Here is a 13,451-nt window from a genome sequence, read left to right as displayed (position 1 = left end):
TCAGCGGCTGACGGCCACCTCGCCCACGCCGATCCGCACGTTCACCGAGCCGCCCCCGGCCCACCGGACCACCAACTCCCCTTCTCCCACTGTCTCCACGTCGACCGCCTCCCCCAACTCCCCGGGCTCCGCCTCGCCGGTGAGCCTCGCGAGGGCGACGAACAGGGTCGGGTCCGGACCGGTGAGGTCGCCCTTCACTTGGACGAGTTCGGAGCGGGTGCCCTCGGACGCGGACCAGCCCGTGATGCGGACGGGGGTTCCCTCGGGGGCGTCCGACACCAGGAACGCCCTTACCTCTACGGCTCCTTGGGCGAGGGTGATGCTCGTGACGCGGGCGTCCGTGGACGTCGTGTGGTGGGACGCGATCCAGTCGGGGCCCGTGCCGAGGGGGGTGATGTCGGTGCGGGTGGGGTCGTCGCCGATGAGCACGCTGTTGTCGGGGGCGGGTGCGGGCGTCGTGATCGTCGAGTAGGCGAGGCGCGTGTAGTACGGGTCGTAGCGGGTGTCCTCGCTGCCGTGGTTGTGGATGCGGACGATGCCGTCCGAACTGGTCGACTGGAGGAGCCAGTTGGGGGCGGGCAGCGGGGTGAGGGCGTCCTCGCGTTCCGAGGGGGACGGGGATTCCGTGGCCGTCCAGACCTCGTGCTCCGGGGGCAGGAGGAGGCCGAGGAAGCCCTTGCTGGCCCAGTAGGGGGACGCCGGGCCCGAATAGCCTTGCAGGACATCGGAGTTGGGGCCGTGCCAGCCCAGGGTGAGGAGGCCCTCCGGGGAGACCGCGTCGCGGTCCAGGAAGTACTTCAGGGCTCCCGAGGCCAGGCGGCGGGTCTCGCCGGGCTCCAGAGGCGTGCGGCCGGTGAGGGCGCCGAGCCAGAGCGGGGCCGTCGTCGCGAAGCGGTACGTCAGGGAGCGGCCCTGGTGCAGGGGTGCGCCGTCGGCGCCGAACAGGCGGGCGTAGTCGGCGAGATGGCGTTCCAGGCGGCCTCCGTAGAGGTCCAGCAGCTTCTCGTCGTCCGCGAGCCACGCGTGCAGGACCGGGTAGAGGTGCATCGCCCAGCCGTTGTAGTAGTCGAACTTGCGGCCGTCGCCGTCGGTGTACCAGCCGTCGGCGACGTACCACTGCTCGATGCGTTCGAGGCCGTGGTCGACGGCGCGGCGGGAGGCTTCGGGTTCGTGGCCGATGGACTCCAGGAAGCCGCCCACCGTGACGGGGAACAACTCCCAGTTGCAGGGCCAGGGTTCGGCGGTGAGGCCGTCGGTGAGCCAGGCGGCGGCGCGCTGTTGGACGGCGTCGTCGAGGCGGTCCCAGAGGAGGGGGCGGGTCAGGCGCAGGGCGAGGGCGATGGACGCGGCCTCGACCAGGGGCTGGCTGCGGTGCTCGATCTTCGGCCAGACGCCCGCTGTCCCGGCCGCGAGGCCGTCCGCGTAGCGCTCAAGTGCCGTCTCGTCGCGGCGGAACGCGGCCAGCAGGAGGGTGCGGGCGTAGCCTTCGAGGCCGTCGGAGAGGCGGCCGGACCAGCTCTGGCGGTCGCCGGGGAAGTGGTAGAGGGCGCGGTCGGGGGTGGCGTACGGCTCGGTCGCGGCGAGGAGGGTGTCGGCGGCCCGCTCCCAGTGGGCGCGGGTGTAACCGGTTGCCGGGCTGAGGGCGGGGTCGGGAGGGGGGAGGTGCATGTGCGGGTGTCCTTGCTTCCGGCTTCCGGTAACTTCCAGGCGTACGGCGCCTGTTCGGCCGTGCGTTCATGAACCTGGGGCGCCCCGGTTCCGGTCGGGACGCCCCAGGGGCTCGTACGGGCTCATTCCCCGGGTAACGCCACCCCAGTCACCCTTCCCTCACCAAGCCCTCCGGTACGAGGTGTTGTGCGGCGAGTTCGTCACGTACGAGTTCCGCGTACACCGTCGCTCCATGCACGGATGTGTGCGTGTTGTCGCGTTTCTCGTTGTAGAGGTAGATCGCCTTGGACCCCTCGGGCCCGAGCGACTCGACGAGCGCCTTGGTCTTGGCGGTGAGGTCGATCAGCGGGATGTCCTCGGCCGCCGCGACGGAGCGGATCACCGCCGGGTGGTCGACGCCAAGTCCGTTGACGAGGAGGGCGGTTCCGTTGTTGAGCGTGCCGTCGGAGTTGAACCAGCGCCGGACGATGGGCGTGACGAGGACGGGCCGCCCCTGCTTCTCCCGGATCCCGGCGACGAGGGCCTCCAGGTTCGCGCGGTACGTCGCCTCGTCGGTCGTCTTGTCGTTGTGCGCGAGCTGGACGAGGACGAGGTCACCGGGTCGGATCAACGGCTGGACGGTGGCCCAGAGTTGAGGGTTCGCCAGATAGGTGACCGTACTCTCCCCGGAATCCGCGTAGTTGGCGACGGAGATGCCCTTGCGCAGGTACTGGGGCAGCTGTTGGCCCCAGCCGGAGTACGGGTCGCCGGGCTGGTCGCAGACCGTGGAGTCGCCGACGAGGAAGATCTGACGGGCGTGCCTGGCGGGGGTGACCTGGATGCCGGCGAGGGCGGGGGCCGCGCCACCGAGGGCGAGGTCGAGGCCGGGGGTGCCGTCGGGTCCGGTCGGTTCGCCTTCCGGCGTACGGACGTTGACGGTGAAGCTGCGGGCGGTGCGCTCTCCGGCGGGTACGGCCGTCTCCGGGAGGAGGGAGCGGCGGGTCTCGCCGGTGATGCTCGTGGCGGACGCCGCGTCGCCGCCGAGGAGCACCTTCACGTCGTACGTGCCCGGCGGGACGTCGAAGTGGCATGCGGTGGCGGTGCAGTTGTCGAGGCCGAGGCGCGGGCCGCCGGGGTGGGCCTGGGCGGGGGCCGCCGACAGGGCGGTGCTCAGGGTCAGCGCCGCCAGCACGGCGATGTTGAAACGTCTCACTCGCTGCTCCTCATGGGTGCGACAGGGCCTGGCGGCAGGACCGTACCCGCTTCGGCAAGCGCTTTCTAGACTCTGGACTCATTTCACATGATTGCCAACCTCCTGCAAGCGAAAGCCCTTTCGCGAAATCGATTCAACTGTCACTCTGCTGACTGCCGGAGGCCGGTCGAGCCGACGTGGGCCCGGCACCCGCACCCACCCCCCACATCTCGATCCCCCACCCCACAGGAGGCTCCTCAGATGTCCGAAAACACCATGTCCGAAAACTCAAGAGCCGCCTCCGCGACGGGAGTTGGCCGCCGCGCCTTCGTCGTCGGCGCCGCAGCCGCCGCCGGAACCGCCGCCCTCGCCGGTCCTCTCAGCGCCAACGCCTCGGCGGCGGGCTTCGGTTGGAGCGACGACGGCTCCAACTACGTCGTGGACACCGGCGCCAGCCTCGTCTTCAAGGTCAGCAAGTCCAACGGCGACCTGTCCTCGCTGGTCTACAAGGGCACCGAGTACCAGGGCTACGGCGGCAAGAACTCGCACATCGAGTCGGGGCTCGGCGCCTCGGCGGTGACGATCGCGCAGTCCGGTTCGACGATCCTCGTCTCGGTGGCCTACGGCACGCTGCGCCACTACTACGCGGCCCGCAGCGGCGAGAACAACGTCTACCTGTGGACCAACCGCGCGGACACGTCGGTCGCGTCGACCCGCTTCATCCTGCGCGTCAAGGCGGGTCTGTTCCTCAACGACGAGCCGGATTCCTACACTTACGCGCCGACGACCATCGAGGCGTCGGACGTGTTCCAGAAGTCCGACGGCCAGACCCGCTCGAAGCACTACTCGAAGCTGCGGGTCATCGACTACAACTACGTCGGCTGGAGCGCGAACGGCGTCGGCCTGTGGATCGTCCGCTCCAACCACGAGAAGGCGTCCGGCGGCCCCTTCTACCGCTCGCTGCTGCGCCACCAGAGCGCGGACGGCGGCGGCCTGTACGAGATCCTGCACTACGCGCAGAACCAGACGGAGGACGAACGCTTCGGCCTCCAGGGCCCGTACGTCATCGCCCTCACCGACGGCGGCGCCCCCTCCTCCTCGCTGTACGCGGGCACGCTGACGACGTCCTGGGCGGACTCGCTCGGCATCTCCGGGTACGTCGCCTCGGGCGGCCGGGGCCGGGTCGCGGGCGTCGGCATCACCGGGCGCAACACGGCGTACGCGTACACGGTGGGCCTCGCCAACTCAGCGGCCCAGTACTGGGGTTCGGCGCGCTCCTCGGACGGCTTCTTCTCGATCGGCCAAGTCCTGCCGGGGACGTACACGTTGACGGTGTTCAAGGGGGAACTCGCCGTCTACACCACGTCGGTGAGCGTCACCGCCGGTGGGACGACCACCCTCAACTCCATCGCGATCCCGTCCTCCAACGACCCCTCCAACGCGGGGACGATCTGGCGGATCGGCGACTGGAACGGGACGCCGGGCGGGTTCAAGAACGCCGACCTGATGACGTACGCGCACCCCTCCGACGTACGCGCCTCGGCGTGGACCGGGAACGTCGTGATCGGCAGTGGCAGCGAGACGTCCGCCTTCCCCTGCTACCTCTGGAAGGACGTCAACAGCGGTCTGATCGTGTACTTCAAGCTGACGGCCGCGCAGGCCGCCGCCGCGCACACGCTGCGGATCGGGGTCACCACCGCGTACGCGAACGGCCGTCCGCAGGTCGTCGTCAACGACTCCTGGACGTCGCCGATCCCCTCGCCGCCCACGCAGCCGAGCACGCGGTCGCTGACGAACGGGTCGTACCGGGGGAACAACTACACGTTCACGTACAGCGTTCCGGCGAGCGCGTGGCTCACCGACACGAGCCAGTACAACACGCTGAAGATCAACGTGGTGAGCGGGTCGGGGTCGACCGGGTTCCTGAGCGCGGGGACGGCGATCGACGCGATCGATCTGCTGGCGTAGCCAACTGAGCCAGGGGGCCGGGGTCTTCATGGACTCCGACCCCCTTTCTTTTAGAGGTGCGTCAACTGCCCCGCGTCCACTGCTGGTTGGTGGCGCCGTTGCACGTGTACGTGATGATCGCCGCCGAGTTGGCGGTCGACCCGCCGTTCACGTCGAGGCACTCGCCGCTCGCCCGGGACTTCACGAGCCAGTAGCTGCCCGAGGCGGTGACGCTCCACTGCTGGGTCGTCGCGCTGCCGCAGTTCTCCTGGGTGACGCTGCTCGCGTTCTCCTGGAGGCACAACGAGCTCTGGCGGCCGATGAGTTGGTAGTAGCCGGTGCCGAGGTCCTTGAACCACCACTTCTGGTTGCCGCCGCTGTTGCAGGTGTACTGGCTGATCGCGGCGCCGGTCGCGAGGGACTGGTTCGCGACGTCCGCGCACTTCGAACTGTGCCGCGCGACAAGGGTGTTGTAGGTGGCGCTGACCCCGGTCACGGTCCCGGCGGCGGTGTCCACGGTGATCTCCGGGGACCACGACATCGACAGCGAGGTGTTGCTGGGGAAGCTCAACGGCAGCCACACGTAACGGGAGTCGTTGACGGTGGCACCGAAGGAGTTGCCCCACCGGTCGCCCATGTAGAGGTACGAGGTGCCCGAAGTCCCCTGGACAGGAAGGACGTACGCGGTCTGCGAGCCGTATGCCGTCGAGTCGCCGACGTTCGTCATCGCGGACCAGGGACCGGCGAGGCTCGTGGCGGTGGCGTACTGCTGCTGGTTGGGGCTCCAGCCGGTGGCGCCCGAAGTCAGCATGAAGTAGACGCCGTTGCGCTTGAAGAGGGCCGGGGCCTCGCGGTGGCCGCCCGCCCAGGGGTTGGCGACGAGGCTGTCGATCGCGGTGTAGTCGGCCGTCAGCTTGTAGATCTGGAGGTCGTAGTTCTCGTTCGCCGCCGACACCATGTAGCCGGTGCCGTCGGTGTCGACGAACGCCGTGATGTCACGCGACATGTACTGCCCGAGGGGTCGGAAGCTGCCCTGGTAGCTGTAGTTGCCGTCGACCGTGTCGGAGACGGCGACCGCCGCACGGGCCTCGCCGTAGTCGACGCCGTTCTCCTTGTGCATCCACATCACGAACTTGCCCGTGGACGCGTTGTAGATGACCTTCGGGCGCTCGATGTACGCCGTGCCCAACTCCGAGGCGCTGGACTGGGTGAGAACGCGGTTGCGGAACTCCCACGTCTTCAAGTCGGTCGAACGGTAGGCGTCCACCGAGCGGAAAGTGTTGTCGGCGTTGCGGTCCTCGCCGAACCAGTAGTAGTAGGAGCCGACTTTGATGACACCGCCGCCATGGGCGTGCACGACGCTGCCCGAAGTGTCGGTGAACTGGACGCCGTTGGGGAGCGTCTGGGGTGCGGCCTGGGCTGGACCGGCCAGGGCCAGGGCGCCGGCCAGGGCCGTACAGAGGGCGATCAGGATCGCGTACACACGTCTCATCTCACGCACTCTCCTTAGCGGTGTCGGCGCTGGGGACGCCGAAGTCCGGTGTGCCGTCCGGGTTCCAGCCGAACGGCTGCATGCGGGTGTGGCGGTTGGGGTCGTTCAGGGGGTCGCCGTCGATCTCCTTGTAGGAGCGGGCGTGGTAGAGGATCACGTCCGTCTCGCCGTCCTCGGCGACCGTGAACGAGTTGTGGCCGGGGCCGTAGACACTGTTGGCCTCGCTGGTGGCGAGGACCGGGTGCGGGGACTTCGTCCATACGGCCGGGTCGAGCAGGTCCGCTTCCGCGTCGGTGGTGAGGAGGCCGACGCAGTAGTGGTGGTCGGTGGCGCTCGCGGAGTAGGTGAGGTGGATCCGGCCGTCCCTCTCGACGACGTACGGGCCCTCGTTCACCTTGTGACCCCGGCACTCCCACTCCAACTCCGGTGCGGACAGGACGGACTGAGGGCCCGTCAGGGTCCACGGGTTCTCCATCGCGGAGAGCAGGATCGCCGTGTTGTGGCCCTCGCGGGTGGGGTCCGCCTGGGCCCAGGCCAAGTACTGAACTCCGTTGTGTACGAAGGTGGTCGCGTCCAGCGAGAAGGTGTCCCACTCCGTCTCGACGCGGCCCTTCTCCGTCCAACTCCCCTCGAAGGGGTCGTCGTTCAGGTTCTCCAGGACCCAGATGCGGATCTTCCACTCGTCCTGCGACGGAGCGGCGGCGAAGTACACGTACCAGGCGTCGCCGACCCGGTGGAGTTCCGGGGCCCAGATATGAGCGGCCATCTCGCCCGTGGGGTGGGCCCGCCAGATCACCGACTCGGGGGCCTCGGCGAGACCTTCGAGGGTACGGGAGCGGCGCAGGACGATGCGGTCGTACTCCGGGTGGGTCGCCGTGAAGTAGTAGTGGCCGTCCGTGTGCCGGAGCGCCTGGGGGTCGGCGCGGTTGAGGACGAGGGGGTTCATGCGGGGGCGCACCTCACGAGCGGTGTTCGACACTGCGAACAGAATGTGACATTCCGAACGCCGAAAAGGTAAGGGTGCGTTACGACGAGGTCAACGGGTCTGACGTGACTTGAGAGAAAGCGTTTTCCCAAACTTTTTTCGAGGGGTTTCGGCGAGAGGGCTGTCAGCGTCCGCTGGGGCGGGCGGGAACTCTGGTTCCACCGCCGGCTGCCGCGCCTGCTCCCCCAGGAACGCGAGCACCAACCCGCGTTCGCGGTAGCGGAGTTCGGCCGACGCCGTGCGTGTGGCGCCGTAGTCGAGCCGGTTCTCGCCAGCGCGGGGCAGGTTCTCCATGACGTCGAGGAACCAGTCACGGTCGTGGTGGAGGCGGACCATCGCGGTGCGCAGGCCGGGCGGGAAGCGGTCGTGGACGAGGGGGCGTCGCCATGCCTCGTCGTCGCCCAGGAGGCTTACGCCGGTCGCCGCCGCGGCGATGTAACGGCGCAGGAACCGCTTGCTGAGACACGTCTCCCCGACCGCCGGTCCGGTGCCCTGTGCCCGGCCCAGCCGTCGCGCGTGCGCGATGTGCCGGTCCAGCGGTCAGGACGTCGCGGAGTCGCCCGGTACGTCCTCCAGCCCACAACGCGACGTCGCCGCCCGCCAAGCTCTCGGCTTCGCTCGGCCAGGGCCCCCACCGCAGGCCAGCAGCCGGGGCGCACGCAGGCCGTACGCCGACCAGACCTCCGTCGTACCGGATTCGTGCGGGCGAGGACCTTCACGACGGCCGACCGCTCGCCCTCCACACCCCGGCGGTGACGCCGTCGATCACGAGGTCAGGCTGGTCAACTCCTATGCCTCGGGCCCCTCCTGACGTCCCTTCAGCCACACGTACACCGGAATCCCCGCGAACAGGAACAACGCGCCCTGATACACCGCCGCATACCCCGCCCCGGCGATCAGCCAGAACGAGAACCCGAACGACAGCCCGGCGACGAGCAGATCGCGGACGAGCCCGGCGGGCCGTACGCGCTCGCGGGTGCCGCGTGCCAGCCAGTACAACTGGGCCGCCGCGGACAGGAGATACGGCACGCATCCGGTGAACGTCGTGATGAGCACGAGGACTCGGAACGTGGTGTCCGGTCCCGCCGTGTAGTTGAGGCCGATCAGCGCGGTGCCGAGCACGGCGACCGCCCACACGCCGAAGCCGGGGACGCCCCCCTTGCCGACCTTCGCGAACGGCTTCGGGAACAGGCCGTCCCGCGCGGCGGCGTACGGCATTTGAGCCGCGAGGAGGATCCACCCGTTGAGGCAGCCGACGATGGACGCGACGGCGACGAGCGAGATGGCGGTGCCGCCCCAGGTGCCACCGGTGATGGCGTTCACCGCGTCGGCGAACGGGGCGCCGGACTCGACGAGTTGAGCGTGCGGAACGAGACCGAAGACGGCGACCGTACCGAGGATGTACACCAACGCCGAGGCCAGCGTGCCGAGTACGCTCGCGCGTCCCACGTTGCGCTCCGGGTTCTCTACCTCGCCCGCGCTGACGGCGGCCGACTCGACGCCGAGGAAGCTGTAGAGGAGCAGCGCGGCGGAGGCGGCGAGTGCGCCCGGGACACTGTCGCCGGTCGCGTTGAACGGGCCGAAGTTGTCCATGTCGACGAAGAAGAGGCCGATCGTCGCGACGAGCAGCAGCGGGACGAACTTCAGTACCGTGGACACGATTTGGACCGTCCCGACCCAGCGGGTCCCCGCGAAGTTCGCGGCGGCCGGGAGCCACAGCGCGAGCAGCGCGACGAGTCCTTCGAGCGCGTGGTTGCCGTGCAGCGGGATCAGTACGTCGACGTAGCCGACGACCGCGACGGCCAGCGCGGCGATGGAGACCCAGCACATCGTCCAGTACGACCAGGCCGACAGGAACCCGGCGAACGGGCCGAACGCGTCGCGCGGATAGACGTACAGGCCACCGGTGACGGGGCTGCGCTTGGCCAACTTGCCGAAGAGCAGGGCGAGAAGAACCGCGGCGACCGAGAGGACGACGAAGGCGAGGAGGCTGAGGGTGCCGTAGGGGGCGACGGCGGCGGGCAGGGCGAAGATGCCGCCGCCGATGATGTTGCCCATGACGAGGGCGGTCGCGGCGGTGAGGCCGAAGGTGCGGCGGGGGGAGGCCGCCGGGCGGGGAGTGGCTGCTGCGGGAGCTTCGGGGGTGTCGGCGGAGGTCATCGTGGTTCCAGGGGACGGTTTCGGGACGAGGGGGCGTGATCGTATCCCCGCATCCCACATCGTGGGCAGTTCGTTCATGAACTGGACACATTCGGCCGACCCGCGCCGTGTCGACTAGCGTCGGAGCATGACCAGCGAAACGCCCGCCCCGCTCCTCACCGAGGCCCTCGCCGCCGGTTCCCTCGTCCTCGACGGCGGCATGTCCAACCAACTGGAGTCCGCCGGGCACGACTTGAGCGACGAGCTGTGGTCCGCGCGGCTCCTCGCGGAGGTGCCGGAGGCGATCACGCAGGCGCACCTCGCGTACTTCCTCGCGGGGGCGGACGTCGCGATCACGTCGAGTTACCAGGCGACGTACGAGGGGTTCGCGAAGCGGGGCATCGAGCGGGAGAGGGCGAGCGAACTCCTCGTACAGAGCGTGGAGTTGGCGCGGGAGGCAGCACGGAGGGCGCAGGCAGCTGACGCCCTCGGCACCAGGCCCGGCGCCGGCACAGGCACCGCCCCCCGCCCCCTCTACGTAGCCGCCTCGATCGGCCCGTACGGCGCGATGCTCGCCGACGGCTCCGAGTACCGGGGCCGCTACGGCCTCACCGTCCCCGAACTGGCCGCCTTCCACCGCCCCCGCATCGAAACGCTGGCCGCGGCGGCCCCCGACGTCCTGGCCCTGGAGACCGTCCCCGACACCGACGAGGCCAAGGCGCTCCTGGAGGTCGTGCGCGGCCTCGGCACCCCCGCCTGGCTGTCGTACAGCGTCGAGGGCGACCGCACGCGCGCCGGACAGCCCCTGGAGGAGGCGTTCGCGCTGGCGGCGGACGTGGACGAGATCATCGCGGTCGGCGTCAACTGCTGCGCCCCCGGCGACGCGACGAGGGCGGTCGAGATCGCGGCCCGCGTGACCGGCAAGCCGGTGGTCGTCTACCCGAACAGCGGTGAGGGCTGGGACGCGAACGCCCGTACCTGGACGGGCAGTTCGTCGTTCGCGCCGGAGGAGGTCGAGGGCTGGAGCGCAGCGGGCGCCCGCCTGATCGGCGGCTGCTGCCGGGTCGGCCCGGAGGCCATCGCGTCGATCGCGAAGACGCTCGCGGCGGCGGCCCGGTAAGCACGGGCCCCGGGGTCCTGGACACGCTGCTAGCCTCCCCGCTGGGAACCGTTTACCCGGACTGTTTCCGCCGTTCCACGGGGGCGCGGACCAGCCTCCGGCAGTAAGCGGTTACCGCACGGGTTTCTACACCGGTCCCACGGGGCGCGGCACGGGGCGAAGAGGGGCGGAACATGACCAGGAAGAGCGGGGAGCGCAGCACGATCCGGGACGTCGCGGCCCGCGCCGGGGTGTCCGCGGCGACCGTGTCGCGGGTGCTGGGCGGGGTGTACCCGGTGAGCGCGGAGACGCGCGGGCGGGTGATGCGCGCGGTGCGGGACCTGGACTACGTCGCCGACGCGCGCGCGAAGGCGGTCGCCGGGGTCGGCACACCCACGCTCGCGTTCGTCCTGGAGGACATCACCGGCCCGTCGTTCGCGCTGATGGCGTACGGCGTGGAGCGCGAGGCCGCGCGCCACGGCCACCTGTGTCTGGTGTGCGGCACGGAGGGCGACGTACGCCAGGAGACCGAGTTCGTGGAGATGATGCGGGCGCAGCGGGCCGCCGCCGTCATCCTCGTGGGCGGCACGGCGGACACCCCCGAATACCGTGAACGCACCACGAGAATGGCCGACTTGCTGGCCTCGGCGGGCTCCCGCCTGGTGCTGTGCGGACGCCCCCCGCTGAACCCGGGCGCGCCGGTCACGGTCATCGAGTACGACAACGAGTCCGGCGCCCACGCCCTCGTCGCCCACGTCCTCGCGCAGGGCCACACCCGGGTGCTGTTCCTCGGTGGCCGCCCGGACCACACGACGGCGCAAGGCCGTGAACGCGGTTACACAAGCGCGCACCGGGCACGCGGCGTCGAGGTCGACCCCGCACTCGTCCTGCACGGCGACTTCACCCGCGACTCCGGCCACCGCCTGATGCGCCAGGCCCTCGCGGACGGCCTCGACTTCACGGCGGTCGTCGCGGCGACGGACATGGTCGCGGCGGGCGCGCTGACGGCCCTGCACGAGGCGGGCCTGAAGGTCCCGGACGACGTCTCGCTCGCCGGGTACGACGACATCCCGTACGCCCGTGACCTGTACCCGGCGCTGACGACGGTCCACGTGCCGTACGAAGAGCTGGGCCGCGTCGCCGTACGCACGGCCCTGGGCCGCACGCCGGGCGCGTCGGACGAGCATCTGCTGCTGGGGACGCATGTGGTCGTCCGGGACTCGGTGAAGCCGCCCAAAGACGCGCGGTGAGATACGAAGGCGTGCGGTGACGCGAGGGGGCTCGCAGTAACAGGCAGTAATCGGTTACCCCGTCTTGCCGAACAGCAACGGAATGTAACCGGTTACCCCGCCTTACCGGACCCCGTCCGCCGCAGCCTCCGTACCACCGACCGCAGCTCGGTCCCCCGTAGAGAACGTGCGGGAAGTGGTTCCACAACGGCCTCGGCCTGGTGCGGTACGGCCGGCTCGGCGTCCCACAGTGCGAGATCGGCGTCCCGGGGACCGAGCGCCGTCCGCGTCGGCCCGTCCCCGAACACCCGCACCGGATGCGTCGCGTCCCACGCCTCCCACCCGGGGTCCCCGGTCTTCACGAACCGCGTCCACGCCCCGTGCACCTCGGCAGCAAGCGTTTTCGGCGGGTTTTCTCCCGCGAGCTTGACGGAGTCCGGCGAGTCCCCGGCATCGAAGACGAAGCCGAGTTCGAGGGAGTGGCAGGCGCCGAGTCCGGGGCGTCCGGAGGGCCAGGCGAACTCGTACAGGTATGACGTACCCGGCCGGGAGTCCGCGAGCCGGTGCAGGGGGCGGCGGAGCATGTGGTCGGTGACCATCTGGCCGACGATCTCGGCGGGTCCGGCGTCCGGGTGGAGGGCGCGGTAGCCCCGTGGTACCTCGGAGCCACAGTGGCAGCGGGCCATGGCCCCCGCGAGGGCGACGGGTCCGAGCCGGTCGACGCGCTCGACGAGTCCGCCGGGGACGAGCCAGAGCCGGTACTCGTCGCTGGTCCAGCCGACGAGCAGGTCCACGTCACGGGCGACGTCGCCGTCGATCAGCGCCTGGAGCGGGTCGCGGGGCACGAGGTCGCCGTCGGTGACGATCCCGAACGCGGGCCCGCCGAGGACGGGGCTGGAGAGCCGTCCGACCTCGTACTGCGTGCGGAGTAGTACCTCCCGGTCGACGGCCGCGAACGCCTCGGCGGTCGCCGGGATCTTCAGCCGGTTCGCCATCCGGCGCACCATGCGCCGCACCTTGTCCCGGTCGGACGCCTCGGGCGCCCCGCTCTGGAGCACGGCCCGCCGGAACAGGCCCTGCGCCTGGGGTGCGGCGATGAGGGCGCCGATGCTGATCGCGCCGGCCGACTGCCCCATCAGGGTGACGCGGTCGGGGTCGCCGCCGAACGCGCCGATCGCGTCGCGCACCCATTCGAGGGCGGCGAGCTGGTCGCGCAGTCCGGGGTTGGCGGGGGTGTCCGGGAAGAGGCCGTAGCCCTCGACGCCGAGCCGGTGGTTGAGGGACACGAACACGATCCCGTCCCGCGCGAACGGTGTCCCGTCGTACACCGGAACGGCGGAAGAACCCCTGGTCAGCGCGCCGCCGTGGAACCAGACGACGACCGGGAGCCGGGCGCCTGGCCCTGGCTCGGGTGTCCACACGTTGAGATTGAGGCAGTCGTCCCCTGAGATGTCGGGGTCGGACAGGAACTGCGCGAAGGCTTCCGAGTACGGGGGTTTCGGCGCCGTCGGCCCGAACTCCCCGGCGTCCCGGACGCCGGTCCACGGCTCGGGCGGCACCGGGGGTCTGAACCGCCGGGGTCCGAAGGGGGGCGCCGCGTACGGGATACCCCGGAAGACCGAGATGCCGTTCTCATACCTGCCGCGTACGTCGCCGTAGGGAGTCCTGACCACTGGCCTCATCTGCCACCAGCCCTTCGCCGCCACTCGTGCACCGGGTAG

10 protein-coding genes are annotated in these 13,451 nt (G+C 70.3%); 3 read left to right on the top strand and 7 right to left on the bottom strand.

Annotation, left to right across the window (positions count from 1 at the left end; translation table 11 throughout):
* Complete coding sequence (locus J8M50_RS37160) at nucleotides 1-1,668, bottom strand: DUF2264 domain-containing protein (protein WP_010351027.1); 1,668 nt, start codon at nucleotides 1,666-1,668, stop codon at nucleotides 1-3.
* A gap of 148 nt (nucleotides 1,669-1,816) precedes the next feature.
* Nucleotides 1,817-2,860 carry a rhamnogalacturonan acetylesterase gene (locus J8M50_RS37155; RefSeq protein ID WP_010351025.1) on the bottom strand — a complete coding sequence of 348 codons (1,044 nt, stop codon included), beginning with the start codon at nucleotides 2,858-2,860 and terminating at the stop codon, nucleotides 1,817-1,819.
* Between the two features lie 240 nt (nucleotides 2,861-3,100).
* On the opposite strand from J8M50_RS37155, the gene J8M50_RS37150 reads away from it, so the two are divergent.
* A complete protein-coding gene (locus tag J8M50_RS37150; protein ID WP_010351024.1) occupies nucleotides 3,101-4,807 on the top strand; it encodes a rhamnogalacturonan lyase B N-terminal domain-containing protein in 1,707 nt (568 codons plus the stop codon).
* 61 nt (nucleotides 4,808-4,868) lie between these two features.
* Here the strand turns inward: J8M50_RS37150 and J8M50_RS37145 are convergent, their stop codons facing one another.
* From J8M50_RS37145 to J8M50_RS37130, 4 genes are all read right to left on the bottom strand, one after another.
* Nucleotides 4,869-6,278 (bottom strand): RICIN domain-containing protein, encoded by a 1,410-nt coding sequence (locus tag J8M50_RS37145; protein WP_029183466.1) that lies wholly within the window; start codon nucleotides 6,276-6,278, stop codon nucleotides 4,869-4,871.
* A 1-nt stretch (nucleotide 6,279) separates the two neighbouring features.
* The gene (locus J8M50_RS37140; protein ID WP_010351021.1) at nucleotides 6,280-7,224 is read right to left on the bottom strand and encodes a glycoside hydrolase family 43 protein; all 945 of its coding nucleotides are present in this window, start codon (nucleotides 7,222-7,224) and stop codon (nucleotides 6,280-6,282) included.
* A 90-nt stretch (nucleotides 7,225-7,314) separates the two neighbouring features.
* The gene (locus tag J8M50_RS37135) at nucleotides 7,315-7,557 is read right to left on the bottom strand and encodes a hypothetical protein (RefSeq protein WP_141655534.1); all 243 of its coding nucleotides are present in this window, start codon (nucleotides 7,555-7,557) and stop codon (nucleotides 7,315-7,317) included.
* 495 nt (nucleotides 7,558-8,052) lie between these two features.
* Complete coding sequence (locus tag J8M50_RS37130) at nucleotides 8,053-9,423, bottom strand: amino acid permease (protein WP_010351019.1); 1,371 nt, start codon at nucleotides 9,421-9,423, stop codon at nucleotides 8,053-8,055.
* Nucleotides 9,424-9,550: 127 nt separating this feature from the next.
* Here J8M50_RS37130 and mmuM point away from each other — a divergent pair, with 127 nt between their 5' ends.
* Entirely contained in the window at nucleotides 9,551-10,522 is a 972-nt protein-coding gene (mmuM, locus tag J8M50_RS37125; RefSeq protein WP_010351017.1) for a homocysteine S-methyltransferase, read from the top strand.
* Between the two features lie 173 nt (nucleotides 10,523-10,695).
* Nucleotides 10,696-11,751: a LacI family DNA-binding transcriptional regulator gene (locus J8M50_RS37120; RefSeq protein ID WP_010351016.1), complete on the top strand. Its 1,056-nt coding sequence runs from the start codon at nucleotides 10,696-10,698 to the stop codon at nucleotides 11,749-11,751.
* A 92-nt stretch (nucleotides 11,752-11,843) separates the two neighbouring features.
* Here J8M50_RS37120 and J8M50_RS37115 read toward each other — a convergent pair whose 3' ends face one another.
* Nucleotides 11,844-13,412 (bottom strand): carboxylesterase/lipase family protein, encoded by a 1,569-nt coding sequence (locus tag J8M50_RS37115; RefSeq protein ID WP_050987133.1) that lies wholly within the window; start codon nucleotides 13,410-13,412, stop codon nucleotides 11,844-11,846.
* Nucleotides 13,413-13,451: the final 39 nt, after the last annotated feature.

The organism is Streptomyces acidiscabies, assembly GCF_020010905.1.
Taxonomy (GTDB): Bacteria; Actinomycetota; Actinomycetes; order Streptomycetales; family Streptomycetaceae; genus Streptomyces; species Streptomyces acidiscabies.
Note: the sequence above shows the minus strand (reverse complement) of the source record. Positions and strands in the feature narration are given on the sequence as shown.

What these genes read in the sequence shown, in the direction of transcription:
- J8M50_RS37160 (WP_010351027.1), bottom strand. Translation starts at nt 1,668, where the DNA reads ATGCACCTCCCCCCTCCCGACCCCGCCCTCAGCCCGGCAACCGGTTAC.
- J8M50_RS37150 (WP_010351024.1), top strand. Translation starts at nt 3,101, where the DNA reads ATGTCCGAAAACACCATGTCCGAAAACTCAAGAGCCGCCTCCGCGACG.
- J8M50_RS37145 (WP_029183466.1), bottom strand. Translation starts at nt 6,278, where the DNA reads ATGAGACGTGTGTACGCGATCCTGATCGCCCTCTGTACGGCCCTGGCC.
- J8M50_RS37140 (WP_010351021.1), bottom strand. Translation starts at nt 7,224, where the DNA reads ATGAACCCCCTCGTCCTCAACCGCGCCGACCCCCAGGCGCTCCGGCAC.
- J8M50_RS37135 (WP_141655534.1), bottom strand. Translation starts at nt 7,557, where the DNA reads ATGGAGAACCTGCCCCGCGCTGGCGAGAACCGGCTCGACTACGGCGCC.
- J8M50_RS37130 (WP_010351019.1), bottom strand. Translation starts at nt 9,423, where the DNA reads ATGACCTCCGCCGACACCCCCGAAGCTCCCGCAGCAGCCACTCCCCGC.
- mmuM (WP_010351017.1), top strand. Translation starts at nt 9,551, where the DNA reads ATGACCAGCGAAACGCCCGCCCCGCTCCTCACCGAGGCCCTCGCCGCC.
- J8M50_RS37120 (WP_010351016.1), top strand. Translation starts at nt 10,696, where the DNA reads ATGACCAGGAAGAGCGGGGAGCGCAGCACGATCCGGGACGTCGCGGCC.
- J8M50_RS37115 (WP_050987133.1), bottom strand. Translation starts at nt 13,412, where the DNA reads ATGAGGCCAGTGGTCAGGACTCCCTACGGCGACGTACGCGGCAGGTAT.